The 21,033-nt window shown below is 70.1% G+C and carries 20 protein-coding genes and 1 tRNA gene; 9 read left to right on the top strand and 12 right to left on the bottom strand.

Annotation, left to right across the window (positions count from 1 at the left end; translation table 11 throughout):
• Positions 1-131 precede the first annotated feature (131 nt).
• From AB0L65_RS21070 to AB0L65_RS21085, 4 genes are all read right to left on the bottom strand, one after another.
• The gene (locus tag AB0L65_RS21070) at positions 132-485 is read right to left on the bottom strand and encodes a hypothetical protein (protein ID WP_364247880.1); all 354 of its coding nucleotides are present in this window, start codon (positions 483-485) and stop codon (positions 132-134) included.
• Positions 482-1,216, bottom strand: coding sequence for a hypothetical protein (locus AB0L65_RS21075; protein ID WP_364247883.1), 735 nt, complete (start codon positions 1,214-1,216; stop codon positions 482-484). The genes AB0L65_RS21070 and AB0L65_RS21075 overlap by 4 nt, the downstream gene beginning before the upstream one ends.
• Before the next feature lie 149 nt (positions 1,217-1,365).
• Positions 1,366-2,511 carry a helix-turn-helix domain-containing protein gene (locus tag AB0L65_RS21080; RefSeq protein WP_364247886.1) on the bottom strand — a complete coding sequence of 382 codons (1,146 nt, stop codon included), beginning with the start codon at positions 2,509-2,511 and terminating at the stop codon, positions 1,366-1,368.
• Between the two features lie 187 nt (positions 2,512-2,698).
• Positions 2,699-2,772 (bottom strand) — tRNA-Arg (locus AB0L65_RS21085).
• Between the two features lie 1,105 nt (positions 2,773-3,877).
• Here AB0L65_RS21085 and AB0L65_RS21090 point away from each other — a divergent pair.
• Both AB0L65_RS21090 and AB0L65_RS21095 read left to right on the top strand, forming a co-directional pair.
• Positions 3,878-4,660 carry a phosphotransferase gene (locus AB0L65_RS21090; protein WP_364247889.1) on the top strand — a complete coding sequence of 261 codons (783 nt, stop codon included), beginning with the start codon at positions 3,878-3,880 and terminating at the stop codon, positions 4,658-4,660.
• Positions 4,644-5,570 (top strand): cobalamin biosynthesis protein, encoded by a 927-nt coding sequence (locus tag AB0L65_RS21095; protein WP_364247891.1) that lies wholly within the window; start codon positions 4,644-4,646, stop codon positions 5,568-5,570. Before AB0L65_RS21090 ends, AB0L65_RS21095 begins: the two co-directional genes overlap by 17 nt.
• Before the next feature lie 60 nt (positions 5,571-5,630).
• On the opposite strand, the gene AB0L65_RS21100 is transcribed toward AB0L65_RS21095, so the two are convergent.
• From AB0L65_RS21100 to AB0L65_RS21110, 3 genes are all read right to left on the bottom strand, one after another.
• A complete protein-coding gene (locus AB0L65_RS21100) occupies positions 5,631-5,864 on the bottom strand; it encodes a hypothetical protein (RefSeq protein ID WP_364247894.1) in 234 nt (77 codons plus the stop codon).
• A gap of 92 nt (positions 5,865-5,956) precedes the next feature.
• Positions 5,957-6,736, bottom strand: a complete 780-nt coding sequence (locus AB0L65_RS21105) for an exodeoxyribonuclease III (RefSeq protein ID WP_364247896.1) — start codon at positions 6,734-6,736, stop codon at positions 5,957-5,959.
• 311 nt (positions 6,737-7,047) lie between these two features.
• Positions 7,048-7,830 carry a hypothetical protein gene (locus AB0L65_RS21110; RefSeq protein WP_364247899.1) on the bottom strand — a complete coding sequence of 261 codons (783 nt, stop codon included), beginning with the start codon at positions 7,828-7,830 and terminating at the stop codon, positions 7,048-7,050.
• Between the two features lie 135 nt (positions 7,831-7,965).
• Between AB0L65_RS21110 and AB0L65_RS21115 the strand changes: the two genes are divergently transcribed.
• Positions 7,966-8,694: an AfsR/SARP family transcriptional regulator gene (locus AB0L65_RS21115; protein ID WP_364247901.1), complete on the top strand. Its 729-nt coding sequence runs from the start codon at positions 7,966-7,968 to the stop codon at positions 8,692-8,694.
• A gap of 51 nt (positions 8,695-8,745) precedes the next feature.
• On the opposite strand, the gene AB0L65_RS21120 is transcribed toward AB0L65_RS21115, so the two are convergent.
• Complete coding sequence (locus AB0L65_RS21120) at positions 8,746-11,748, bottom strand: BTAD domain-containing putative transcriptional regulator (protein ID WP_364247904.1); 3,003 nt, start codon at positions 11,746-11,748, stop codon at positions 8,746-8,748.
• 212 nt (positions 11,749-11,960) lie between these two features.
• Between AB0L65_RS21120 and AB0L65_RS21125 the strand changes: the two genes are divergently transcribed.
• Together AB0L65_RS21125 and AB0L65_RS21130 are read left to right on the top strand one after the other, a co-directional pair.
• On the top strand, positions 11,961-13,064 hold the full coding sequence (locus AB0L65_RS21125; protein WP_364247907.1) for a zinc metalloprotease: 1,104 nt from the start codon (positions 11,961-11,963) through the stop codon (positions 13,062-13,064).
• Between the two features lie 8 nt (positions 13,065-13,072).
• On the top strand, positions 13,073-13,393 hold the full coding sequence (locus AB0L65_RS21130) for a hypothetical protein (RefSeq protein WP_350728077.1): 321 nt from the start codon (positions 13,073-13,075) through the stop codon (positions 13,391-13,393).
• Between the two features lie 66 nt (positions 13,394-13,459).
• On the opposite strand, the gene AB0L65_RS21135 is transcribed toward AB0L65_RS21130, so the two are convergent.
• Positions 13,460-14,077, bottom strand: coding sequence for a hypothetical protein (locus AB0L65_RS21135; protein ID WP_364248270.1), 618 nt, complete (start codon positions 14,075-14,077; stop codon positions 13,460-13,462).
• A 20-nt stretch (positions 14,078-14,097) separates the two neighbouring features.
• Between AB0L65_RS21135 and AB0L65_RS21140 the strand changes: the two genes are divergently transcribed.
• Positions 14,098-14,265 (top strand): hypothetical protein, encoded by a 168-nt coding sequence (locus AB0L65_RS21140; protein ID WP_364247909.1) that lies wholly within the window; start codon positions 14,098-14,100, stop codon positions 14,263-14,265.
• Positions 14,266-14,282: 17 nt separating this feature from the next.
• Here AB0L65_RS21140 and AB0L65_RS21145 read toward each other — a convergent pair whose 3' ends face one another.
• Positions 14,283-15,842, bottom strand: a complete 1,560-nt coding sequence (locus tag AB0L65_RS21145; RefSeq protein WP_364247911.1) for an ABC transporter substrate-binding protein — start codon at positions 15,840-15,842, stop codon at positions 14,283-14,285.
• A 172-nt stretch (positions 15,843-16,014) separates the two neighbouring features.
• On the opposite strand from AB0L65_RS21145, the gene AB0L65_RS21150 reads away from it, so the two are divergent.
• Together AB0L65_RS21150 and AB0L65_RS21155 are read left to right on the top strand one after the other, a co-directional pair.
• Positions 16,015-17,901 carry a nitrate- and nitrite sensing domain-containing protein gene (locus AB0L65_RS21150; protein WP_350728080.1) on the top strand — a complete coding sequence of 629 codons (1,887 nt, stop codon included), beginning with the start codon at positions 16,015-16,017 and terminating at the stop codon, positions 17,899-17,901.
• Positions 17,894-18,250: a DUF742 domain-containing protein gene (locus tag AB0L65_RS21155; RefSeq protein WP_185067699.1), complete on the top strand. Its 357-nt coding sequence runs from the start codon at positions 17,894-17,896 to the stop codon at positions 18,248-18,250. Before AB0L65_RS21150 ends, AB0L65_RS21155 begins: the two co-directional genes overlap by 8 nt.
• Here the strand turns inward: AB0L65_RS21155 and AB0L65_RS21160 are convergent.
• Positions 18,228-19,637: an MFS transporter gene (locus AB0L65_RS21160; RefSeq protein WP_364247914.1), complete on the bottom strand. Its 1,410-nt coding sequence runs from the start codon at positions 19,635-19,637 to the stop codon at positions 18,228-18,230. The genes AB0L65_RS21155 and AB0L65_RS21160 overlap by 23 nt on opposite strands.
• Positions 19,638-19,712: 75 nt before the next feature.
• On the opposite strand from AB0L65_RS21160, the gene AB0L65_RS21165 reads away from it, so the two are divergent.
• Entirely contained in the window at positions 19,713-20,174 is a 462-nt protein-coding gene (locus AB0L65_RS21165; protein ID WP_364247917.1) for a MarR family transcriptional regulator, read from the top strand.
• On the opposite strand, the gene AB0L65_RS21170 is transcribed toward AB0L65_RS21165, so the two are convergent.
• Positions 20,167-21,033: an ABC transporter ATP-binding protein gene (locus AB0L65_RS21170; protein ID WP_364248272.1), complete on the bottom strand. Its 867-nt coding sequence runs from the start codon at positions 21,031-21,033 to the stop codon at positions 20,167-20,169. The two genes, AB0L65_RS21165 and AB0L65_RS21170, sit on opposite strands and share 8 nt — an antisense overlap.

The following is a 21,033-nucleotide window of genomic DNA, read 5'->3' on the forward strand; positions in this document are numbered from 1 at the left end:
GCTGTAGTCGCTCCTGAGACGCCTAGGACATCTGACGCACCGGACCGACCAGTCACGGTCTGAAGGTCCTTCAGCGTGGACCATGACACGCTTTCTGCACTTCTCCGCGCGATACGCACCTACTGCACCACCTAGTTGGTGGCACTCTCGGTCGCAGGTTGAGCTGCCGCCGATTTATTCACCCGCCCAGGCAGGAGCGAGGCTGGCATCTTCATCTGTCCAGTAACAAACACACCCACGATCGCTATCACGCCCGGCACAGCCACAGCCGCGGCAACCAGATCGTGCCCGGTCATGGCTAACAGCACAACGGTCCCCAAGATGAGCATGAGCGACGCAAACCCCAACCACTGGCCGCGACGCGCCAGTTTCAAGCGCTCGAGCAGCTCTCGGTCGGCTCTATCCTGTTCCAACTTGTCGAGAGCCTTGTTATGTCTGAGCTTTAGCAGCGCCAGGTCTGTTGACGGTTCACGCACTGGGCTCATGACGACCGCTCCGACTGGGAACTACGTTGACGACGACGGAAACCAGGCCTCTGCATACTCGGATGAGAGTCCGACATCCGTCGAGATTCCGACAGCCCTATGTGGATCTTGATCCCCTTGATTAGCAGGGTCGCGGCAGCTATACCGGCAAGCCCCGCAACTAATCCAGCCCCAAGCCCCGCAACGACCCCAACCACGACTTTCGCGGGTGTCTCGACAATTGAGGAGACGAAGATGCCGACAGATCCCCCTACGATTCCCATCAGCAGGGACAGCAGCATCAACGCCGCCAACAAAGACCAATCCGCGTCACGCCAGCGCGCCAACCGCTGATGGCGCACGGGAGCGTTGCGAGTGCGACGCTCAACCTTCCCGCCCAGAGCGGCCATTTCAATAAGCGCGTCCAGTTCGACCTGCGACAAGGAGGCATTGCGCCCGAAAACGCGTACAGCTGCCATGGCAGCAGCTCGTTGCCGGTCGAGTGGAGCGAAGGCTGGGATTGACCCGATGACCTGCTCAGCCTGCTCGGCCGAGAGCTGCACGGTTATTGACGTGGTGTCGTCGCGGGCATACGCCATGCCCTCTGCGACGGATGTCTCGGTGTGACGCCGTGGAGAAGGGGTGAACCTGGTGTCGAAAGCTCGGGCACCGGACATGTCGAAGGCGCTGGCGAACGCCGACCAGAACACCTTCGTCCGTCGCCACGGGGCTTGGCCGCTAGGAAGGGTCATCGCACCACCTCCGACACTTAGAGCGTATGCCAACGCCGCCAGACGTCATAGACAATGGAAGGCCGCGAAATCACCCCTTCCACCTGATTGCTGCACTTGCCGAGATCAGGTTGAGAACCACGCGAAGCGTCTCCAAGACCGCTACTGGTTCACCGCCGCCTCCGAGCCAGCGCCGCGGCGATCTCCGCTTTCCGCTCCTGCCGGTGACGCTCCAGTTCCGCACGCGCCGCCCGGAACGCCTCGTTCGGATTTGACCGCTCACGCGCCGGTACGAACGGAGCAAGCGCCTCCGTGCGGGACATCCTCGGCTCCTCCACGAGCTCCACGCCAGCCACGGCCGCCGCCGCCAGGCGTGCCCGCCTGCGCTCCTCCTGCTCAGCGCGCTGCTTTTCGGCGGCGGCCGCCAGACGGAGCGACCGCGACGGAAGGACCTGGCCGTCCGCTTCCACCCATGCAGACAGCCGATGGTGCACCCAGCCCGGGATATGCCGCAGCTCGTCCACGCTCAGCCACGTGTACGTCCACATGATGCCGTCCGCGCGGACGTCGAGCGCGTACAGCACGTCGGCGGGCGTCCATCCAGCGACGAGGAAGGGCCGCAGCAACCAGCGCAGATACCAGGGGGTCATGTGCCGGAGCACGTTCGACTCCTGCCGGAGACGTTCGCAGGCTGCGAGTCGATCCCGTTTGGTCCTCGGCGATTCGTGCAATGCCCAGGCCGGCGAGATACGTGGGCTGCGGCGGGCTTGGCGGGGTGCCTCGCGCGTGCGCGTGGGATCTGTTCCTTCTCTCTCAGGGAGAGAGAAGGAGGGGGGTTCACTTAGGTCTTTAACCTGGTCAGAGCTGGTGTCGCTGGTCGGAATAGGTGTGATGTCGCGAGGGATGCAGATCACCCAGAGGGCCGCTCGGTTGCCCATGCCGTCGTCGTCCAGGCCCGCAGCGGTGCCCTTCCGGAAGCGGACGGTGGAGCCCTCCTCGACGACGCCGAGCCAGCCATGCTCACGGAGCCAGCGCACCCAGCGCTTCACGGTCGCCTTGGACAGGCCGGTGCGCGCGCAGATGCCCGCGATCGTCGGACGGGAGCACATCGTCTTCCAGTCAGCGGCCCAGGCGATCACCTGGGCGACGCGGAGTAGGTTGCCGTATCCGTCGTAGCGGAGGCCGATGACCTCAGGGTCCTCACGCAGAGCGCGCAGGAACGCCTGCTGGTCGGGGGTGCGGCGCATGCTGCGCGGCACGGAGGCCAGGATGAGCGCCTTCGACGGTGCCGCCGCCAGAACAGGCGCGTCCGACACGCCAGCAGCCGACGCCGTCACTGCGACGCCCCCGCCCAGGAGGCCGCAACAGGCGGCAAAACCAATCCGCGTATAGTCCGTGAACGGCGGCACAGGGGGGCCACGACTGGCGCACGGTGGCACACGCCAGAAGTTGAGCGGTTGGCGTTCCCGCAGGTCAGGCCATGATTTTTCCTGGCCAGAGAAGCGCGCCCTGCAGGATTCGAACCTGCGACCGTCGGATTAGAAGTCCGGTGCTCTATCCAGCTGAGCTAAGGGCGCTCCCGCCTTATTGTGCATGATCCGGCGACATGTCACGCACACGTTTTCCTCGTGTCAGTCTGTCAGGCCGATCACACCTGCCATGAACAGCGTCCCCAAGGCGGTAGGCGTCAGGGTCGAATCAGTGGCCGAGCAGGGTGTGGGGGCCTCTAGGGGGATATCGGAGGTGGCCAGATAGGGGAGGAAACCGGCGAAAAGACCCGGATAGGCGCTCCGGGTGCTGTCCGGGATGGTGATGAGGGAGGTCGGGGGGCGACGCGTCCAGGAGTAGGAAGGTCGGGATGCGGCGGCGGGCGTGTCGTAGAGGGATGTGACCGTTCGGGAAGTCGTGAGCGGTTAATCCTGTCGCGGTGGCCAGGGTCGGGGAGGTGTCCGTCTGGGCGCAGGGCTGTCCGGGTGGCTGGGGGGCGATTGGAGCGTCTGTGGGGAGGCCGACATCGGCGTGGGGACGGGCGCTGTGGTGGGTGGCGTGGTGGTCGGGCGTGGTGGTCGGGCGTGGTGGTCGGGCGTGGTCATCTAGCGTTCGGCGATATGGGAACGCCGGGGCGAAGATCAGCATCGGCGGGGGTGCGCCGAACGCCTCCGCCAAGGTTTTGGGGAGGAGGTCGAAGGGCGCCTCGCCGAGCATCCCTCCAGCGGTGGCGTTGAGGACCCAGCCTCATAGGACCCTGCGGTGCTGCGCCCCACAGCACAGCGTCCGGTCGCGCAGGCCCCGCGGCACAGCGCCTGGCACCATAGGACCCCGTAACGCGGCACCTCGCGCCCAGCACCCGCCCGCGCAGGACCCCGCAGTGCGGCACCCCGCGCGACAGCGCCTGGCCGCGCAGGGCCTCACGACACAGCACCCCGCGCCGCAACACCTGGCCGCGCAGGAGCTCGCGACGCAGGACGCCGTTGTGCAGGAGCCCGCGGCGCAGGAGCCGGTGGCTGTGGGGGCGGGTGGCTGTGGGGGCGGGTGGCTGTGGGGGCGGGTGGTGAGTGCGGCGGGCGGAGGGCAGGAAAGGGGTGCCAGGGCGGGGATGGGTGGCGGGGATGGGTGGGTGGGAGGTGGAGCTGGGGAAAAGGCTGGGCGGGGGTGGGGCAAAAGGGTCTAAGCTCTCGTGGCATGGTCGCGACGCTCCTGCATGAGATTCCGTTGCAGGGCGGGGACGTGACTGACGGGGTGGTGCGGGTCGGTGACACCGTGCGTAGACCGGCCAGTACGTCGACACCCGCCGTGCATGCCCTGCTCCGGCACCTCGAGGTCCGTGGGTTCGGAGGGGCGCCGCGGGTGGTGGGGATGGACGGGCTCGGGCGGGAGATCCTGACGTATCTGCCGGGTACGACCGGGTTGCGGCTGGAGAGCGTGAGTGATGAGGCGCTGGCCGGGCTTGCGGTGTTGCTTCGGGAATTTCATGATGCGACCGTCGGGTTCTCGCTGTCCCTGGAGGGGTGGGAAGGCGGGTCAAATGATGACAAAGCGCCAGAAATCATCGGACATTGTGATTTAACGCCAGAAAACGTGATATTTCGCGGAGGCCAGCCCCACGCGCTGATCGACTTCGATCTGGCCCGCCCCACCACGCGGCTCTTCGACATCGTCACCACGCTCCGCCATTGGGCCCCCATCGCCGATCCTGTGGACCGGTCCCCGCTCCTTCGCAACCTCGACGTGGGCGAGCGGCTGAGGCTGTTCTGCGACGCGTACGGCGTGCCGCCCCGCGACCGCCGCCGCCTCCTCGAACTGGCCAGGCTCCGCTTCCACCGCTCCTACGACGTCATGCGCACCCGCGCCTCGGCGGGCGGCAACTGGGCGAAGATGTGGGCGGGCGGCGCCGGCGAGCGCATCCGCCGCGCGGCGGCCTGGCTGGACGTACACGAAGACGAGCTCCATGCCCACCTGGTGTGACCCGCTGGGGCTCGCCCTCGGGGTGGCCCTCGACCGGCTGATCGCCGACCCGCGGAGCGCCGCCCATCCGGTCGCGGTCTTCGGGCGTGTCGCCGCGAGGGTGGAGAAGTCCCTGTACGCGAACAAGAAGGCGCACGGAGTGGCACATGTCGCCATCTGCGTCGGCGGCGCGACCGCGCTCGGAGTACTCGCCCAGCGGATCCCCCACGCCCGTACGGCCGTCACCGCCGTCGCCACCTGGGCCGTGCTCGGCGGCACCACGCTCGCCCGCGAGGGTGAGTACATGGCGGACGCCCTCGAAGGCGGCGACCTGGAACGGGCCAGGGCCCGGCTCCCCCATCTCTGTGGCCGCGACCCCTCCCACCTCGAGGCCAAGGAACTCGCCAGGGCCACGGTCGAGTCGCTGGCCGAGAACACCTCCGACGCCGTCGTGGCCCCGCTCTTCTGGGGCGCGGTGGCGGGCGTGCCGGGGCTGCTGGCGTACCGGGCGATCAACACGCTGGACGCCATGATCGGTCACCACTCCCCCCGCTACGAACGGTTCGGCTGGGCGGCGGCCAGGCTCGACGACGTGGCGAACTACGTACCGGCCAGGGTGACGGGGCTGCTCACGGTCCTGACCGGGCCGGACCCCGGCCGCGCGCTGGCGGTGCTCAGGCGGGACGGCCACCGGCACCCCAGCCCGAACGCCGGCAGGTGCGAGGCCGCCTTCGCCGGGGCGCTCGGCGTCACCCTGGGCGGCACGAACGTCTACCAGGGCAGGACCGAGCACCGGCCCACCATGGGCGACGGGCCCGAGCCCGACGTCAAGGACATCCGCCGCGCGGTACGTCTTACGCGCGCCGTCGGCCTGGCCGCCGCCGGAGCGGCCGTGCTGACGGCTTGGGCCCTGCGAAATCGCCACAAATAGGCCATCGGGAGGATTGCGGACGGCCGCGCAATTGCGCGGTAATCAGCTATTGATTGCTTTTCACATTACGCGGTTGAGGTTGAGCACCAGCCAGACCACGAATATCGCGAGCAAAGTGATGCCGATCATCGCCTTCGCAGCGTTGTTCGCGACCGCCTTCCTGGCTGTGACCTGCTTGGCGCTCTGCTTCCACACCTGACGCATGATGATCATCGTCTGGAAGCGGCGACCGAGGGCGAACACGGCGAGAGCGATGATGATGAATAGAATGACGCGACCGTCTGCAGGTTCCACGGAGATCCCCCCCTGTGGGCCGTGAAGCTACTCAATCCCCCGAGACATTTGAGAAAACAGGATACTCGGACGGACGCGGTTTGTGATTTGAATTATGGTCCGAGATCAACGACGATCGGGGCGTGGTCGGAAGGGCCCTTGCCCTTGCGGGCCTCGCGATCGACGTACGCCGACCGCACCCGCCCGGCGACGTCCGCGCTCGCGTAGACCAGGTCGATGCGCATGCCCTTGTTCTGGTGGAACATCCCGGCCCGGTAATCCCAGTACGTGAACGGGTGCGGGCCCTTCATCGGCGTCGGCACCACATCGTGCAGTCCCAGGGCTTGCAGGTCGGCGAGGGCCCGGCGTTCGGCGGGGGTGACGTGGGTGGCGCCGACGAACAGCGCGGGGTCCCATACGTCGGCGTCCGTGGGGGCGACGTTGTAGTCGCCGCACACCGCCAGCGGTATGGCAGTCTCGGCCGCCAGCGCGTCCCGGAGCGCCGCGAACCAGGCGAGCTTGTACGCGTAGTGCGGGGAGTCCACGGTGCGGCCGTTCGGCGCGTACAGGGACCAGACGCGCATTCCCGCGCAGGTGGCGGCGATGGCGCGGGCCTCCGGGGCCACGGCTTCCACGCCGTTCAGCTCACCGGGGAAGCCGAGGGTCACGTCGTCGAGGCCGACCCTGGAGAGGAGGGCCACGCCGTTCCACCGGCCGTCGCCGTGGGCCGCGGCGGCGTACCCCAACTCCCCTACCTCCGCCGTGGGGAACGCCTGCGCGGAGCATTTGGTCTCCTGGAGGCAGAGGATGTCGGGTTTCGCCTCGGCGAGCCATTCGAGCAGGCGGGGCAGCCGGGCCTTGGCGGAGTTCACGTTCCACGTGGCTAGGCGCATCCTTCCAGCCTGCCACTCTTCCGGAGATCCATCTTTTCCACGCACGGCGGGCCACCAACCCGCCGCACGTGGCGCTCTCTTCCAGCCTTTCCGCTCACGGCGGCCCGTCCACCCGCCGCACGTGGTGCTCTCTTCCAGCTTTTACGCTTACGGCGGGCAACCCACCCCCCGCACGTGGCCGGGCCCTGTCCAGGGAGACGGTCACGAGGTGTGCGGGGCCGGGCGCCGTTACGCCGCCTTCTGGGCCATCGGATGGGAAAACCCATGACCGCCGGACAGAACCCCCAAAAGGCGGCGGAACCGGGATCAGGTCAGCGACTGGTCCAGAGGGGCTTGTTGTCACGGGAGTAGATGATGATCCGCCCGTCATCGCTGACCGCCAGCCACGCCCCCGGGTTGCCGGCCGTCTTGGTGGTCCACAGGGCCTTGCTGCCGCTGTCCACCACCACCCAGTTGCCCTCCGCCTGCATGATCGACCGGGCGCCGGGGTGACCGGCCGTCGGCGTGGTGAACAGGCTGCGCTGCCCGTCGTACAGCACCGCGTTGCCCTCGTCCTGCTGGATCAGCCGGTAGCGGCCGTTGCCGGACTGCACCGCCTGGCCCGGCCGCAGGACGTGCCCCGAGGGCAGCTTGCCGATGTACGCCTTGGACGACCACAGTGGCCGGTTGTCCCGGCTGTAGATCACCAGGTTGCCGCTCTCCTTGGGCAGCAGCAGGTACGCGCCGGGGTTGCCGGCGGTGGGCGTGGACCACAGCGGCTTGTTGTCGGCGCCGTAGATGACGAGGTTGCCCTCCTTCTGCATGGTCGCGCGGGCGCCGGGCTTGCCCGAGGTGGGCGAGGTCCACAGCGCCTTGGTGCCCTCGTAGAACACCAGGTTCCCCTCCGCCTGCTGGACGAGCTTGAACCGGCCGCCCTCCGAGGTCAGCGACTGCCCGGGCAGAAGCCACTCGCCGGGCCCGAGCCGGTCCTTCGCGGCTGCGGTGTGGGCGCTGGTGATGGCGGCGGCGCCCGGCTGCGTCAGAGCGACGGCGGCCACCGGGCCCGCCAGGAGCGAGCCGGCCAGCACGGCGATCGCGGCCTTCTTCGTGATCAACTTGGGTCTCTTCCTGTGTAGGCGTGGATCGTGAATGAAAGACCCTGGCAGAGCCCGTTGGCGTTCTGTTGGTGCGGGTTCGGCGCTGTCGCCGTCTTTAGCGGGGTTTTAGCGGCTCCGGGCATCCTGGGACAGATGGATCACTTGGAGTACTGCCTGCTCGGGTCCATCGACGCCTGTGTCGGGGGACGCCGCCTGGAGATCGGGCCGCGTAAGCGTCGTTACGCACTGGCCGCGCTGCTGCTGGACCTGAACCGTCCGGTCCCGGTGGAGCGGCTGATCGACGCCGTATGGGAGGGAACTCCCCCGGACAGCGCGCGGATGACCGTGCAGGGACACGTTTACCGGCTGCGCCGGACGTTGCCGGGCGTGCGCCTGGAACGGGACGCCTCGGGGTACGTGCTGCGTGCCGACCCCGAACGCGTCGACGCGCTGCGCTTTCGCCGCCTGGTCGCCGAGGCGGCGGGCCTCGGCGACGAGGCGGGGGCCGATCTGCTGGACGAGGCGCTCGCGCTGTGGCGCGGCCCGGCGCTGGGCGACTCGGGAGGCGGCAAGGCGCTGGAGGTGGCGGCGGTCGAGCTGGACGAGGCACGGCTGGCCGCCGTCGAGGAGCTGGCCCGCAGGCGGCTCAGGACGGGCCGGCCGGAGCTCGCGGTGACGCCGCTGCGCGCGAGCGTGACGGCCGATCCGCAGCGGGAACGGCTGGTGTCGCTGCTGATGACGGCCTTCTACCGGCTCGGGAGACAGGCCGAGGCACTTGAGCTGTACGAACGCACCCGCCGGCTGCTGGCCGACCAGCTCGGCGTGGACCCGGGGGCGGAGCTTCAGGCCACGTTCGAGTCCCTACTGGCCGCCCCACCCTGAACCGGGTCAGACCCGGCACGGAGCTGCGGGCCACCCCGCCGGTGAGCCGGGTCAGGTCTGGTCGAGCACCGCCAGGGCCGCGGCCTCGTCGAGGCGGTGGCCGAACTCCCGGTGCACCTCCAGGGCCCTCCTGGCGCAGTCACGCCCCTCGCCCGCCGAGCCGTCCCGTACGTGGAGCCGGGCGAGCAGCGTGAGCGCCTGGCCTTCGAGCAGCCGCAGCCCGTACCGCACGGCCGCCTCGCGCGCCTGCCCGGCCACGGCGGCGGCCTGGTCCCACCGGCCGCCGTCCACCAGCACCTCGGCCAGCCACACCCGGGCCCGGGACTCCAGGTAGGGGTAGGTACGGTCGCGGTAGACGGCCAGCACCTCGTTGAGCATGCCGACGCGCTCGCCGAGGTCGAGCGACTCGTCCACGCGGGCGAGCGTGCTGCGTGCCTCCTCGTGCTCGTGGGCCGGCGGGCGCACCCGGGTTATGTCCACGGCCCGCCGCGCCAGTTCGGCGGCACGGGCGCCGTCGCCACGCAGGTGGTGCGCGAAGGCCACGCTGGACAGCGTCGCGGCGAGCTGGAGGTCGTTGGCGACGGCCAGCGCCCGCTCGAAGTCCTCGACGGCCGGCCCGAGCTCGCCCAGCGCCACGCGGATGTCGCCGAGGATGGTGTACGCCCTGGCCTGCCAGGGCGGCTGCCCGCCGAGCTCCTCCCTGATCCGGACGGCCCGGAGCTGCCGGTCCAGCGCCTCGCGGGGACGCCCGGCCCACAGGAGCTTGATGGCGTAGTTCTCCAGGGTCACGGCCAGCTTCGTGGACGGCTCGAACTTCTCCCACAGCCGGATGATCCGCTCCTGACTCTCCAGGCTCTGCTGGAGATCCCCGAGGCTGGAGCGTGCCACCGCGAGGTTGGTCAGCGTGAGCAGCGTGCCGGTACCCCAGCCGGCCTCCTCATAGAGGTCGGAGGCGATCTCGTAGTGCCGGACGGCCGGCCGCGGCTCGTTCAGCGCGAACATGGCGTTGGCCAGCGTGTGGTGCATGCTGGCCTGGCCGGCGTGATCGTCCGCCCGCTCGGCGGCGGCCAGGCCGCGGCGGGCCGCGGTGATGATCACGTCGGGCTGGTAGGTGCCGTACATGAAGGCGCGCAGGGTCTCGGCCAGCCGCCAGAGCAGCCGGCCGCGGGCGTGGTCGATCACGGTGAGCAGGTTGTGCTGCTCGGCCTGGAACCAGGCGCGCGCCGCGTCGGCGTCGGCGAACTCCTCCGCGTCGCGCGGCGGGTCCTCGCCCGTCAGCGGGAGCAGCTCGATGGAGGGCGCCAGCAGCGGCGCGACGGCCCGCGCGGTGTGCAGGTAGTACGCGTGCAACGGGGCCGGGTCGTCGGCGGCGTCCGTGCAGTGTTCGCGGGCGTAGAGGCGGACCAGGTCGTGCAGGCGATAGCGGCCCGGCGCGTGCTCCTCGACCAGGTGGGCCGAGGCGAGCCTGGCCAGGAGCCGCTTGGCCGTGCCGGGGTCCGTACCGGCGAGCCTGGCCGCCGAACCTGCGGTGAAGTCGCAGCCGGGGACCAGCCCGAATCGCCGGAACAGCACCTGGGCGTCCGGCGTCAGCGCCGCGTACGAGCCGGCGAAGGCCGTGGCCACGGTCGCCTGCGCGTCGCCTTCGACGGCCAGCGTGTTCAGGCGGTCGTCGAGGAGCTCCGCGACGTATTCGCGCAGGCCGACCCGGCCGATGAGGTTCGCACCCGCGATGGCCAGCGCCAGCGGCAGGTGGCCGCAGAGCTCGGCCAGCTCGGCGGCGGCCGCCGGGTCGGCCTGGATCAGGTCCGGGCCGACGAGGTCGGCCAGCAGGTCGCGGGACTCGCCGGGGGTGAGCGTGCCCAGCCGTACGGTCTGCGCTCCCTGCAGGGCCAGGCCGCGCAGCGTGTCGCGGCTGGTGACGATGACCGCGCTGGAGGAGCCGCCGGGCAGCAGCGGGCGTACGTGCTCGGCGTGGGCGGCGTTGTCGAGCACGACCAGCACCCGCCTGGTGGCCGTCGTCGAGCGGTAGAGGTCGAGCTGCTCGGCGGCGCCGCTGGGGGCGGGCACGCCGAGGGCGCCGAGCAGGCGGGGCAGCACCCGTTCGGGCGGCAGCGGCTCGCCCTGGCCGTAGCCGTTGAGGTCGACGTGGAGCTGGCCGTCGGGGTACTCGGCGGCCACCTGGTGGCCGACGTGCACGGCCAGCGCCGACTTCCCGATGCCGGCCGCGCCGGTCACCACGGCCACGCGGCCGCCGTGCAGCAGGCGCCTCAGGCGCTCGGCCTCGGCCTGCCTGCCGACGAAGCAGGGGACGTCCCTGGGGAGCTGGCGCGGCACCACGGGCCGGTGGCCCTCGACGATGCGCTGGTGCAGGTCCCGCAGCCGCGGCCCGGGATCGACGCCCAGCTCCCCCGCCAGCAGCCGCTGCACGTCGTGGAACAGCTCCAGCGCCTCCGCCGGCCGCCCGTCGTGCCACAGCGCTGTCATGGCCAGCGTGTGCGGCGTCTCCCTGAGCGGCTCCTCGTCCCTGAGTTCCTGCAGCAGCGCGGGGACCTCGCGGTGCCGGCCCAGCTCGATCAGCGCGGCGGCGTGCTCCTCCAGCAGGTCCCAGCGCTCGCGCAGCAGCGGGCGGCGCACCCGCCGCTCGACCCAGTCGGTGCCGAGCCCCTGCAGCGGCTGCCCGCGCCACAGCCCCAGCGCCCGCTCCCACGCGCCGGCCGCGTCCCGCGGCCGTCCTGCCCGCCCTTGTGCGACGAGCGCGCGGAACCGCCCGAGATCGACCTCTTCCTCCGGTACGGCGAGCGCGTAGCCCGCCGTGGTGCTCGCGATGCGCCCGCCCAGGGTCTTGCGCAGCTGCGACACCTTGAGCTGGACGATGGTCCTGGCGGTCTTGGGCGGGTCGCGCTCCCACAGCGCCTCGATCAGCCGGTCCACCGGCACGTACGCGCCGAGGTGCGCGGCGAGCAGGCCGAGCACGCACTGCTGCTGCGCTCCGTCGATCGGGATCTCGACGTCGCCGTCGTAGACCTCGACCGGGCCCAGCACGCGGATGTCCATCGGGCCCGAGCATAACGGCGGTCCGGCCGCTCCCGATCAGGACGGAGAGCGGCGTGCGCGTGGATCCGAGCCGGAAGCCTTGCCCTCCTTTGGGCTTTCGACCGGGCGGTTCGCGGTACGAGTGCATCAGCGTCCGACCGGCCGGATCGCGGTCTGCCCTTCTTCTTCGATCCGGCCGGGCGGCCTCTCTCGCTTCACTTCTGGGGGGAATCATGATGGACGAGTCAGAGTTGTCCGCACCGCTCACGCGAGACCTGTGCGGCACCATGCCCGTGCACCGCCGGCTGCTCAACGAGAGCATGTCCTACCGCGCGCGGCGGGCGTCCATCGAGAACCAGGCCACGCAGTACAGGCTCGGCACCCGCATGGTCAGCCGCGTCGGCGTGATCAGCATCCCCGTCGTCGTGCACGTCGTCCACAACCCGGCCCGCCCCGAGCAGAACATCGGCGCCGACCAGATCCACAGCCAGATCGAGATCCTCAACCAGGACTTCCGGGCCGCCAACCCCGACGTGACGAAGGTGCCGCCCGTCTGGAGGTCGCTGGTGGCGGACACGATGGTCGAGTTCCACCTCGCGACCCGCGGGCCGAACGGGGAGCCGACGGACGGGATCGTCCGCGTGGAGACCCAGCGGATGGGTTTCACCTTCGACGACCTGGTGAAGTCGAGCGCCACCGGCGGCGCCGCCCCGTGGCCCAGCGACCAGTACCTCAACATCTGGGTGTGCCAGCTGACGGGCGGGTTGCTCGGCTACGCGCAGTTCCCCGGCGGGCCGCCGGACACGGACGGCGTCGTCATCCGCCACTCCGCCTTCGGCAGCGCGGGCACCGCGGCGCCGCCGTTCCACCTGGGCCGGACCACGACGCACGAGATCGGCCACTGGCTGAACCTCTTCCACATCTGGGGGGACGACGGCGAGGGGTGCAGCGGCGACGACAAGGTGGCCGACACCCCGAACCAGGCCGGCAACAACACCGGAATGCCGACATTTCCCCATATTTCGTGCAACAACGGTCCCAATGGCGACATGTTCGTGAACTACATGGACTACACCGACGACGCCGGCATGATGATGTTCACCAGCGGTCAGTCGACGCGGATGAACGCCTGCCTGGAGGGCCCGCGGGCGTCCTTCCTGGTCCCGCAGCTGGCCACGCGCGCCGAGGAGCGGATCCCCGCGGGCGTCGCCTCCCCCGCCGAGACGCGGCTCACCGGCAACGGTTCGCAGCGCGACCTGGAGCAGCTGCTCCAGGAGGTGCTGAAGGACACCCGCGCGGCACTGAACGTGGTGGCCGGGAACCGCCAGGTCCGATGAGCGTCATCATGATGAACGAGGAAGCGCCGGACGTCGTCGGAGCCTGGACGCACTCCTACGAGGAGGACACCGACGCGATGGCGGTGTACCGGCCGGACGATTTCGCGTTCCGGCCTTCGCGGCGGCCCCGTCGCGGGATGGAGTTCCACTCCGACGGCACGTTCGTCGAGTGGCTTCCCGGGCCGGACGACCGGCCCAGGAAGATCGTCGGCCACTGGGAGCGTCAGGGAGCCGACCGGATCCGGATCACCTTTCCCGGGGGTCCGGGGCAACCGTTCGTCCTGACCGTCGTGTCCCGCGAGAACGACCAGCTGGCCTTCGCGAAATGAGCCGCTGGAGTCAGGAGTGCCACGCGGACGCCCTGCCGGTCGTCGTGGCCGGTGCGGAGCCGTGGCTCACGGACGTTCGACGCCCACGGTGATCTCGTTGCCGAGCCGGCGCCCCATCAGCAGCTCCAGGTCGTCGCCGCTCCAGAACTTCCCCGGGTCGTACCAGTTGGGCCGGCGACCGCCGGGCAGCAGGCCCATCTCCTCGTACGTGACCGCCACCACCTCGGCGCAGTACGCGCTCTCCAGCGTCTCCTGGCGGCGGCGCCGGCGCGGCAGCCGTCCCCTGGCCCAGCGGGCGGCCAGGCGGGCGGTGGAGGGGAACGGGGTGCCGTCGAGCCGGGCCACCGTGCGCAGGGCCGCGTCCTCCATCTCGGGCGTCGCCTCCGGCTCGAGCTGGCGCAGCCAGGGCCGCTGGCCGTAGCGGCCGACCCACGTGGTCACCGCTTCGCGCAGGTCGTGCAGCTGCACCCCGCGCTGGTGCGTGCCCGACCACAGGTCGATCAGCGACTTGCCCAGCTCGGCGTGCCACATCATCGGCGGCAGGTCCTCGACCACGATCGCCATGCCCACGTGGTTGACCGGGCTGTTGGTCATCGTCTGGATGGCGCGGTCGGGGACCGAGCGCCCGCGGAAAATCCACAGATCGCCGGTCCTCGTCACCCTTACGGCCTCGTCGAGAGTCAGCACACCGTTAGCCTAGGCACATGCGCTGGTGGAAGATGCTCGGTCTGGCGGGAATCATGGGCGTGGCGGCCACGGGAGTGGTGATCGCGCGCGCCGAGCGCCGCCGCCGGGCCTACACGCCCGAGGAGATCAAGGTCCGGCTGCGCGAAAGGATCGTCGAGGGCGACCGAGACCGCCTCACGAAGTGAGGCCATGAACACAGCAATCAGCCCGAGGGGCGTAGGTCGTAGACGAAGACCACGTCCGGGTAGGCCGGGTTGTCGTTGTAGCCCTGCACCGCGCCCTGGTAGGCCCGCTGGTAGTTGACCACCCACGGCATCGCCGCGGCCGCCCGCTGGTCGAGCACCCGCTTCGTGGCCTGCTCGTACACCCGCTGCGCCGCCGGCCGGTCGGTCACGGTCAGCTCCGGCACGGTGTCGAGCAGCGCGTCCAGGCCCTGGTCGCGCAGGTAGGCCAGGTTGAACACGGGCGGGTTTCCGCTGTGGAAGACGTTGCCGAAGTAGGAGTAGCCGTCGGCGTAGTCGGGCCACCAGTACATGACGAAGATGTCCTGGCCGCGCTTCTTGCCCTGCTCCCACTGGGCGGTCCAGGGCATCGCCCGGGCGTCGACCGTCACGTTGAGCGGCTTGAGGGCCGCGGTGAGCTTCGTGGCGAGCAGATGCCAGTCGGTGTCGCCCTCCCCGTACGTCAGCCGCAGCCGGAGCGGCCGGCCGCCGGGGCCGTACCCCGCCCTGTTCAGCAGCTGCGCCGCGCCCGCCAGGTCCTGCCGGGGGACGCGGCCCGGCACGTACCCCATGAGCCCTTCGGGGATGATGCCGCTGGCCGGTGAGACCGCGCCCTTCAGGTCCTCGACCAGGCCCTGGTAGTCGACGGCCTTCTGCACCGCGCGGCGCACGCGGATGTCCCTCATGGGGCCGTTCGCGGTGTTGAACAGCAGCATCGCCGTCTGGAACGACGCCCGCTCGGAGGTGCGCACGCCCGGCGCGGTCGAGGCGGCGGCGAACAGGCGCGGGTTCAGCCGCGCCACGAAGCTCACCTCTCCGCGCTGCAGCAGCCGCCACGCCCTGTCGGGATCGGGCACGACGCGGAACTTCACCGTGTTGTAGTGCGGCCGGCCCCACCCTCCCCAGTACTTGTCGTACGCGCTGAGCGTGAGCTCGTCCTCCTTGCCCTTCTGCCACTTCGTCACCGTGTACGGCCCCGAGCCCGCGTCCCTGCCCGCCGCGAAGAACTTCCCGAGGTCGGGCGCCGCCTGCGTGTCGTAGATGTAGGCCGCGTACGTGGAGGAGGCCACCAGGTCCAGCGGGACGGGGTACTTCAGCGCGAACGTCACCGTCGTGGGCCCGTCGACCCTGATGGACGAGACGGCGTCCCAGATGTAGGAGGCGCCCGCCTTGGCGCTCATCGTGCGCTCGACCGACGACTTGACCGCCGCGGCGTCCAGGGGCCTGCCGGTGTGGAAGGTCACCCCCGGGCGGAGGTTGAACGTCCATGTCCGGCCGTCGGGCGACGAGCGCCACGACGTGGCCAGCCTGGGGCTGGACTTCTTGGTGACCGGGTTCCAGAAGGTGAGCGTCTCGTAGATGTTCTGGAGGGCGACGATCTCGTTGGAGTAGGACTTGGAGGGGTCCCACTCGGTGACGATGTCCAGGTTCTCGACATAGACGAACGGGGACTGCCCGGACGGCGCCTGCGGGGGCTCCGGAGGCGGCGAGCAGGCCGCGAGGAGTAAGAGCGCGGCGGCCGCTGCGAGACGACGGCGCAACGCATCTCCCTCTGTCGGCGATGTACTCGGGAAACCTACTCCAAGATCGATGGGATCAAGGCCCAGGTGTCCAAAAGTCCCGAAAAATTGGGCATTTTGATGATCCAATTGCTATTCTCTGGGCTTGTCCCGTCCGGGGTTGCCAGCAGGGGACCGACCGGAATGAGGTGTCATGGGTCGTAGCCGAACGATCCGCATGAAGATCATCGGACTACTACTCGTGCCCCTGGCCTCCATGGTGGTCTTGTGGGGGGTCATTACCGCCGTCACCGCCACCGAGAGCTTGGAGCTGCGTCAATACAAGACACTCTGGACGAACCTCCGTCTTCCCGCGTACAAACTGATCAGCGAGATCCAGCGAGAACGTCTAGTCTCGGCCAGGCTCCTGCGTAACTCGGGGGACAAGTCCGCCGTCGCCGCGCAGCGCACCCGCACCGATGCCGCCAGTGACGCGTTCAGGCAGCTCTCCAGCACATCCAAGGACCGATCGGAAGAGATCCGCACACAGGTGGACGCGGTGTACACGCAACTCGACAGGCTCGATGCGATCCGAGGCGAGATCGACACGGGCCTGTCCGACCGTCTGCACACCGTGGAGGCCTACAGCGCGATCAACGACACGCTCTTCGGCCTGCACAAGCGGGTCGCGCTGATCGACGACATCCCGATCTACGAGCAGTCGCGCATCGTCATCGACCTCGGGTACGCCAAGGAGCTGCTGACCAGGGAACAGGCCGTCGCGTTCGGGCCGACCCAGCCCGCCGAACGCCGGCTGTTCACGGAGCTCGTCGGCAACCGGCGCTTCCTGGTCGACCAGTCGCTCAACGAGCTCGACCCGAGCCTGCGCGACCAGCAGGTGGCGCTGATCACCTCCCCCGCCTACCAACGGCTGCGGATCATGGAGGACCAGATCATCGCCGGGAAGGCGCCGCGGAGCTGGCTCACCCTCACGGAGGGGCTGTCCAAGTCGTTCCAGGAAGCGCTGATGCGGGCCAGCGCGGTGCTGAACACGCGGACCGAGCCGATCGCCGACCAGGTGCTGTCCCGGGCGCTCCTGCTGGCGGGCGCGACGCTGGGGCTGGTGGTCGTGTCGATCGCGTTCTCGCTGCGCATGGGCAACCGGCTGTCGAAGGAGCTGGGCGCGCTCCGGCTGGCCGCGCTGGAGGTGGCCCAGGAACGGCTCCCCCACGTGGTCGCCAAGCTCCGCAAGGGCGAGAAGGTCGAGATGCCGGAGCTGTCCGTGGCGAGCACCACGGTCGAGATCGACGACGTGGGCCAGGCGTTCTCCACCGTGCAGCAGACGGCCGTCGAGGCCGCGGTCGGCCAGGCGCAGCTCAGCGAGGGCGTCGGGCACGTGTTCCGCAACCTGGCCAGGCGCAGCCAGACCCTGCTGCACCGCCAGCGCATCCAACTGCAGGACATGCAGCACCGGGCCACCGATCCCGACGCGCTGGACGACCTGTTCAAGCTCGACCACCTGACCACCCGCATGCGCCGCCACGCCGAGGGCCTGATCATCCTGTCGGGCGCCACCCCCGGCCGCGGCTGGAGCCGGCCGGTGCCGCTGCTCGACGTGGCCCGCGGCGCGTCGGCCGAGGTGGAGGACTACCAGCGGGTCACCGTCGAGCCGATGTCCGGCCAGCGCCTGGCCGGACCCGTGGTCGGCGACGTGATCCACCTGATCGCCGAGCTCATCGAGAACGCCACCGTCTACTCGCCGAAGCACACTCCGGTCATCGTGCGCGGCGAGGTGGCCGCCCGCGGCTTCACCTTCGAGGTCGAGGACCGCGGGCTCGGGATGAGCGCAGAGGAGCTGGCCGAACTCAACGAGCGGCTGGCCAGCCCACCGGAGTTCGACCTGGCCGACAGCGACCGGCTCGGCCTTTTCGTCGTCTCCCGCCTGGCCGCCAGGCACGACATCCGCGTGACGTTACGCGGTTCACCATATGGAGGGACCACCGCGATCGTGTTGATCCCGGAAGAGCACGTGGCAGAGCCCGAACCGGAGGCCCACGTGAAGGAACCCGCTCGACCCATGCGGGTGGTGCGAAGTGAGTGACGAACGCTGGCTGGACGAGGACGCCGGTCCTATCGTCCCGGCCTACCTACTGACCCGGGGCCGTACGGTCCCCGCGAGCGAGGCCATCGACCTCATCGCGGTGATCATCACGGCCGGTGGCCTGGCGCCGCCGATGGGCCTGGGCCCCGAGCACCTGATCATCATGCAGAAGTGCACCAAACCGACCCGGCTCGTGGACGTCGCGGCCGAGCTGAACCTGCCCATCGGCGTGGTACGGGTGCTGGTCGGTGACCTGCACGCGCAGCAGCTCGTGCAGGTCGAGCACCCGCCTCCCGCGCCCGACGCGAAGGTGCTGCTCGAGGTGATCAGCGGCCTGAAGGCGCTGTGACCGTCGCGCGGTTGAGCCGCCCGTACACGGCCGCGAAGAGCGCGGCCGTGGCCCCGGCGACGGCCGCCGTCCCGAAGACCCACTGGTAGCCGCCCACGCCCGGCTGTGCGGCCAGGATGGCGGCGATGGCAGCGCCGGCCGTGCTGCCGCCGACGATGCGTACGAGCGCGTTCACGCCTGCCGCGAGGGCCGTCTTGCCCGGGTCCACGTGCTCCACGGCCATGGTGCCCAGCGCCGCGTAGCCGATGCCGAGGCCGATGCCCATCAGTGAGGTCGCCACGTACAGGTGGGCCGGGCTGGTGTGCGCGACCACGAGCCACAGCCCCGCCAGCGCCGTGACCGCCGACCCCGCCGCCACCATGGACGAGGCCTGGAAGCGGCGCATGATCCGGCCCGCGAACAGCGAGATGACCAGCATGAAGATCGTGCTCGGCAGCAGGAAGAAGCCCACCTGGAGGGTGGAGGCGCCGAAGCCGTAACCGGTCTCCACCGGCACCTGGGCGAAGCTGGACGTACCCGTCATGAGGGTGAAGAACGAGAACCCGAGCAGCATCGAGGCCACCGTCGCGCCGACCGTGCCCCGGTGGACCAGCATCGCCATCTCCACCAGCGGCTCGGCCACCCGGCGCTCGACCACGACCCAGACCGCTGCCAGCGCCGCCGCAGCGGCGAACAGCCCGAGCACGCCCGGCGAGGTCCAGCCCCACGAGCCGCCCTCGCTGATGCCCAGCAGGAGCGCGACCAGCCAGGCGGTCAGCAGCGCCGCGCCGGCCAGGTCGGGACGGCCCTTGGGGCCCGCCGGAGCGCTGTCCTTCACGAGCAGGGCCACGATCACGACGGCCACCAGCGAGATGCCGGCCGTGATCCAGAAGACCAGGTGGAAGTCGCCGGACGCGAGCCCGGCCAGGATCATCCCGCCGCCGCTCCCGAACCCCATCGTCGCGCTGATCACCCCGATGCCGGTGGCCAGTTGCTCCCTGGGCAGCACGTCGCGCGCCACCCCGATCGACAACGGCACCAGCGCGGCCACGGCTCCCTGGAACACCCTCGCCACCATCAACCAGGCCAGCGAGGGCGCCAGCGCGGCCATGACCGAGCCGACCACCAGGAGGCCCAGGGCGCCGAGGATCATGGGGCGCCTGCCGTACATGTCGCCGAAGCGCGACAACAGCGGCGTGGCCACCGCCGCGACCAGGAGGCTCAGCGTGAGCGTCCAGGTCACGGAGGAGAGCGGGGCGTTCAGCTCCCGCTGCAGCACGGGAAGCAACGGGACCACGGCGGTGTTCTGAAGTGCGGCGATGGAGGCCGCGAAAGCCAGCGCGACCACCCCGGGCCACGGACTTCTGGTGGACGTCGTACGTGCCGCGGACGCGACGACTGTCGCCATGTCGGCTCCTTTAGCTAAGTTAGGTAAGTAACAGGGCAAGATAATACATACGTAAGTTAGGTAAGCAAATCGGTTATGGACGAAGATCTCAACAGGACGGTGTCGGCGTTCCGCTCAGTGGTGGACGCGCTGAACCGCGCCAAGACGCACGAGCGCCTGACCGAGGCCGCCGGCGTCCGGCTCGACCGGCCCGACGTGAAGATCCTCGTCCACCTGCTGGACGCGCCCGAGCCGCGCAGGATCGGCGCGATCGCCGAGGCACTGCAGGTGGAGAGCCCTCACGTGACGAGGCACGTCGCCTCGCTGGAGCAGCGCAAGCTGGTCGAGCGGGTACGCGACCCCGACGACGGCAGGGCCTGGCGTATCGCGCTGACCGAGGAGGGGGCCGAGGTGGCGAGCAGGTGCCGCCGGGTGACCACCGACTTGTTCGAAGGTGCGCTCGCGGACTGGTCGGCGGAGGACCGGGCGGAGCTGTCCCGGCTGATGGGCAAGCTCTCGGGCGACCTCTGCGCCCACCTCAAGAACCTCGTCAGCTGAGCAGCACGTCCTCGGCTCGATGACAGGCGACCTGGCGGCCTCCCAGGTCCCTGAGCGCGGGCGGCTGCTCGCACTCCGGCGCGGCCAGCGGGCAGCGCAGCCGGAACGGGCAGCCGGTCGGGGCGGGCACGGCCTCCGTCCTGCCCTTGGCCACGGGCGGGGCGCCGCCCAGCTTCGGCACGGCGTCGCGCAAGGCCCGCGTGTAGGGGTGGGCCGGCTTCGCGAGGAGGTCGGCCGTCGGCCCCGACTCGACGACGCGGCCCGCGAAGAGCACGTGCGCGGTGCGGCACAGCCGGTCCACGACGGCGAGGTTGTGGGTGATGAGCAGGCGCTCGGTGTCGAGGGAGGCCAGCAGGTCGAGGATCCTGGCCTGGACGGTGACGTCGAGCGCGCTGGTGGGCTCGTCCAGGATGAGCAGGCGGGGGTCCACCGCCAGGGCTCTGGCGATCACCACGCGCTGGCGCTGGCCGCCGGAGAGCTGGTGGGGGCGGCGGGTGGCCAGGTCGGGGTCCAGGCCGACCTGTTCGAGGAGGTCGTTGACCCGGCCTCGCGCGGCGCGCGGCAGGGCCTCGGCGACGGAGGTGCCGATGCGCATCCTGGGGTCGAGGGCCTCGGCCTGGAACACGGGCTGGACGTCTTTCCGGAACTTCCGCATGTCCGCTTTTTTCAGCGTTTGGTCGCCGTACCAGATATTTCCGGACATGGGGGTGAGGAGGCCCAGGAACGCGCGCGCCAGGGTCGTCTTGCCCGAGCCGCTCTCCCCGATCAGCCCGACGCCGCCCTCGGTGATGTCCAGGGTCACGTCGTGCACGACCGGGGTGCGGCCGTAGCCGAGCGTCACCCGCTCGGCCCTGAGCAT

This window comes from Nonomuraea sp. NPDC052116 (assembly GCF_040680035.1).
GTDB lineage: Bacteria > Actinomycetota > Actinomycetes > Streptosporangiales > Streptosporangiaceae > Nonomuraea > Nonomuraea angiospora_A.

What these genes read in the sequence shown, in the direction of transcription:
- AB0L65_RS21115 (WP_364247901.1), top strand. Translation starts at nt 7,966, where the DNA reads ATGGATCACTTGGAGTACTGCCTGCTCGGGTCCATCGACGCCTGTGTC.
- AB0L65_RS21125 (WP_364247907.1), top strand. Translation starts at nt 11,961, where the DNA reads ATGATGGACGAGTCAGAGTTGTCCGCACCGCTCACGCGAGACCTGTGC.
- AB0L65_RS21090 (WP_364247889.1), top strand. Translation starts at nt 3,878, where the DNA reads ATGGTCGCGACGCTCCTGCATGAGATTCCGTTGCAGGGCGGGGACGTG.
- AB0L65_RS21170 (WP_364248272.1), bottom strand. Translation starts at nt 21,033, where the DNA reads ATGCTCAGGGCCGAGCGGGTGACGCTCGGCTACGGCCGCACCCCGGTC.
- AB0L65_RS21105 (WP_364247896.1), bottom strand. Translation starts at nt 6,736, where the DNA reads ATGCGCCTAGCCACGTGGAACGTGAACTCCGCCAAGGCCCGGCTGCCC.
- AB0L65_RS21160 (WP_364247914.1), bottom strand. Translation starts at nt 19,637, where the DNA reads ATGGCGACAGTCGTCGCGTCCGCGGCACGTACGACGTCCACCAGAAGT.
- AB0L65_RS21075 (WP_364247883.1), bottom strand. Translation starts at nt 1,216, where the DNA reads ATGACCCTTCCTAGCGGCCAAGCCCCGTGGCGACGGACGAAGGTGTTC.
- AB0L65_RS21095 (WP_364247891.1), top strand. Translation starts at nt 4,644, where the DNA reads ATGCCCACCTGGTGTGACCCGCTGGGGCTCGCCCTCGGGGTGGCCCTC.
- AB0L65_RS21165 (WP_364247917.1), top strand. Translation starts at nt 19,713, where the DNA reads ATGGACGAAGATCTCAACAGGACGGTGTCGGCGTTCCGCTCAGTGGTG.
- AB0L65_RS21120 (WP_364247904.1), bottom strand. Translation starts at nt 11,748, where the DNA reads ATGGACATCCGCGTGCTGGGCCCGGTCGAGGTCTACGACGGCGACGTC.
- AB0L65_RS21150 (WP_350728080.1), top strand. Translation starts at nt 16,015, where the DNA reads ATGGGTCGTAGCCGAACGATCCGCATGAAGATCATCGGACTACTACTC.
- AB0L65_RS21140 (WP_364247909.1), top strand. Translation starts at nt 14,098, where the DNA reads ATGCGCTGGTGGAAGATGCTCGGTCTGGCGGGAATCATGGGCGTGGCG.
- AB0L65_RS21070 (WP_364247880.1), bottom strand. Translation starts at nt 485, where the DNA reads ATGAGCCCAGTGCGTGAACCGTCAACAGACCTGGCGCTGCTAAAGCTC.
- AB0L65_RS21130 (WP_350728077.1), top strand. Translation starts at nt 13,073, where the DNA reads ATGATGAACGAGGAAGCGCCGGACGTCGTCGGAGCCTGGACGCACTCC.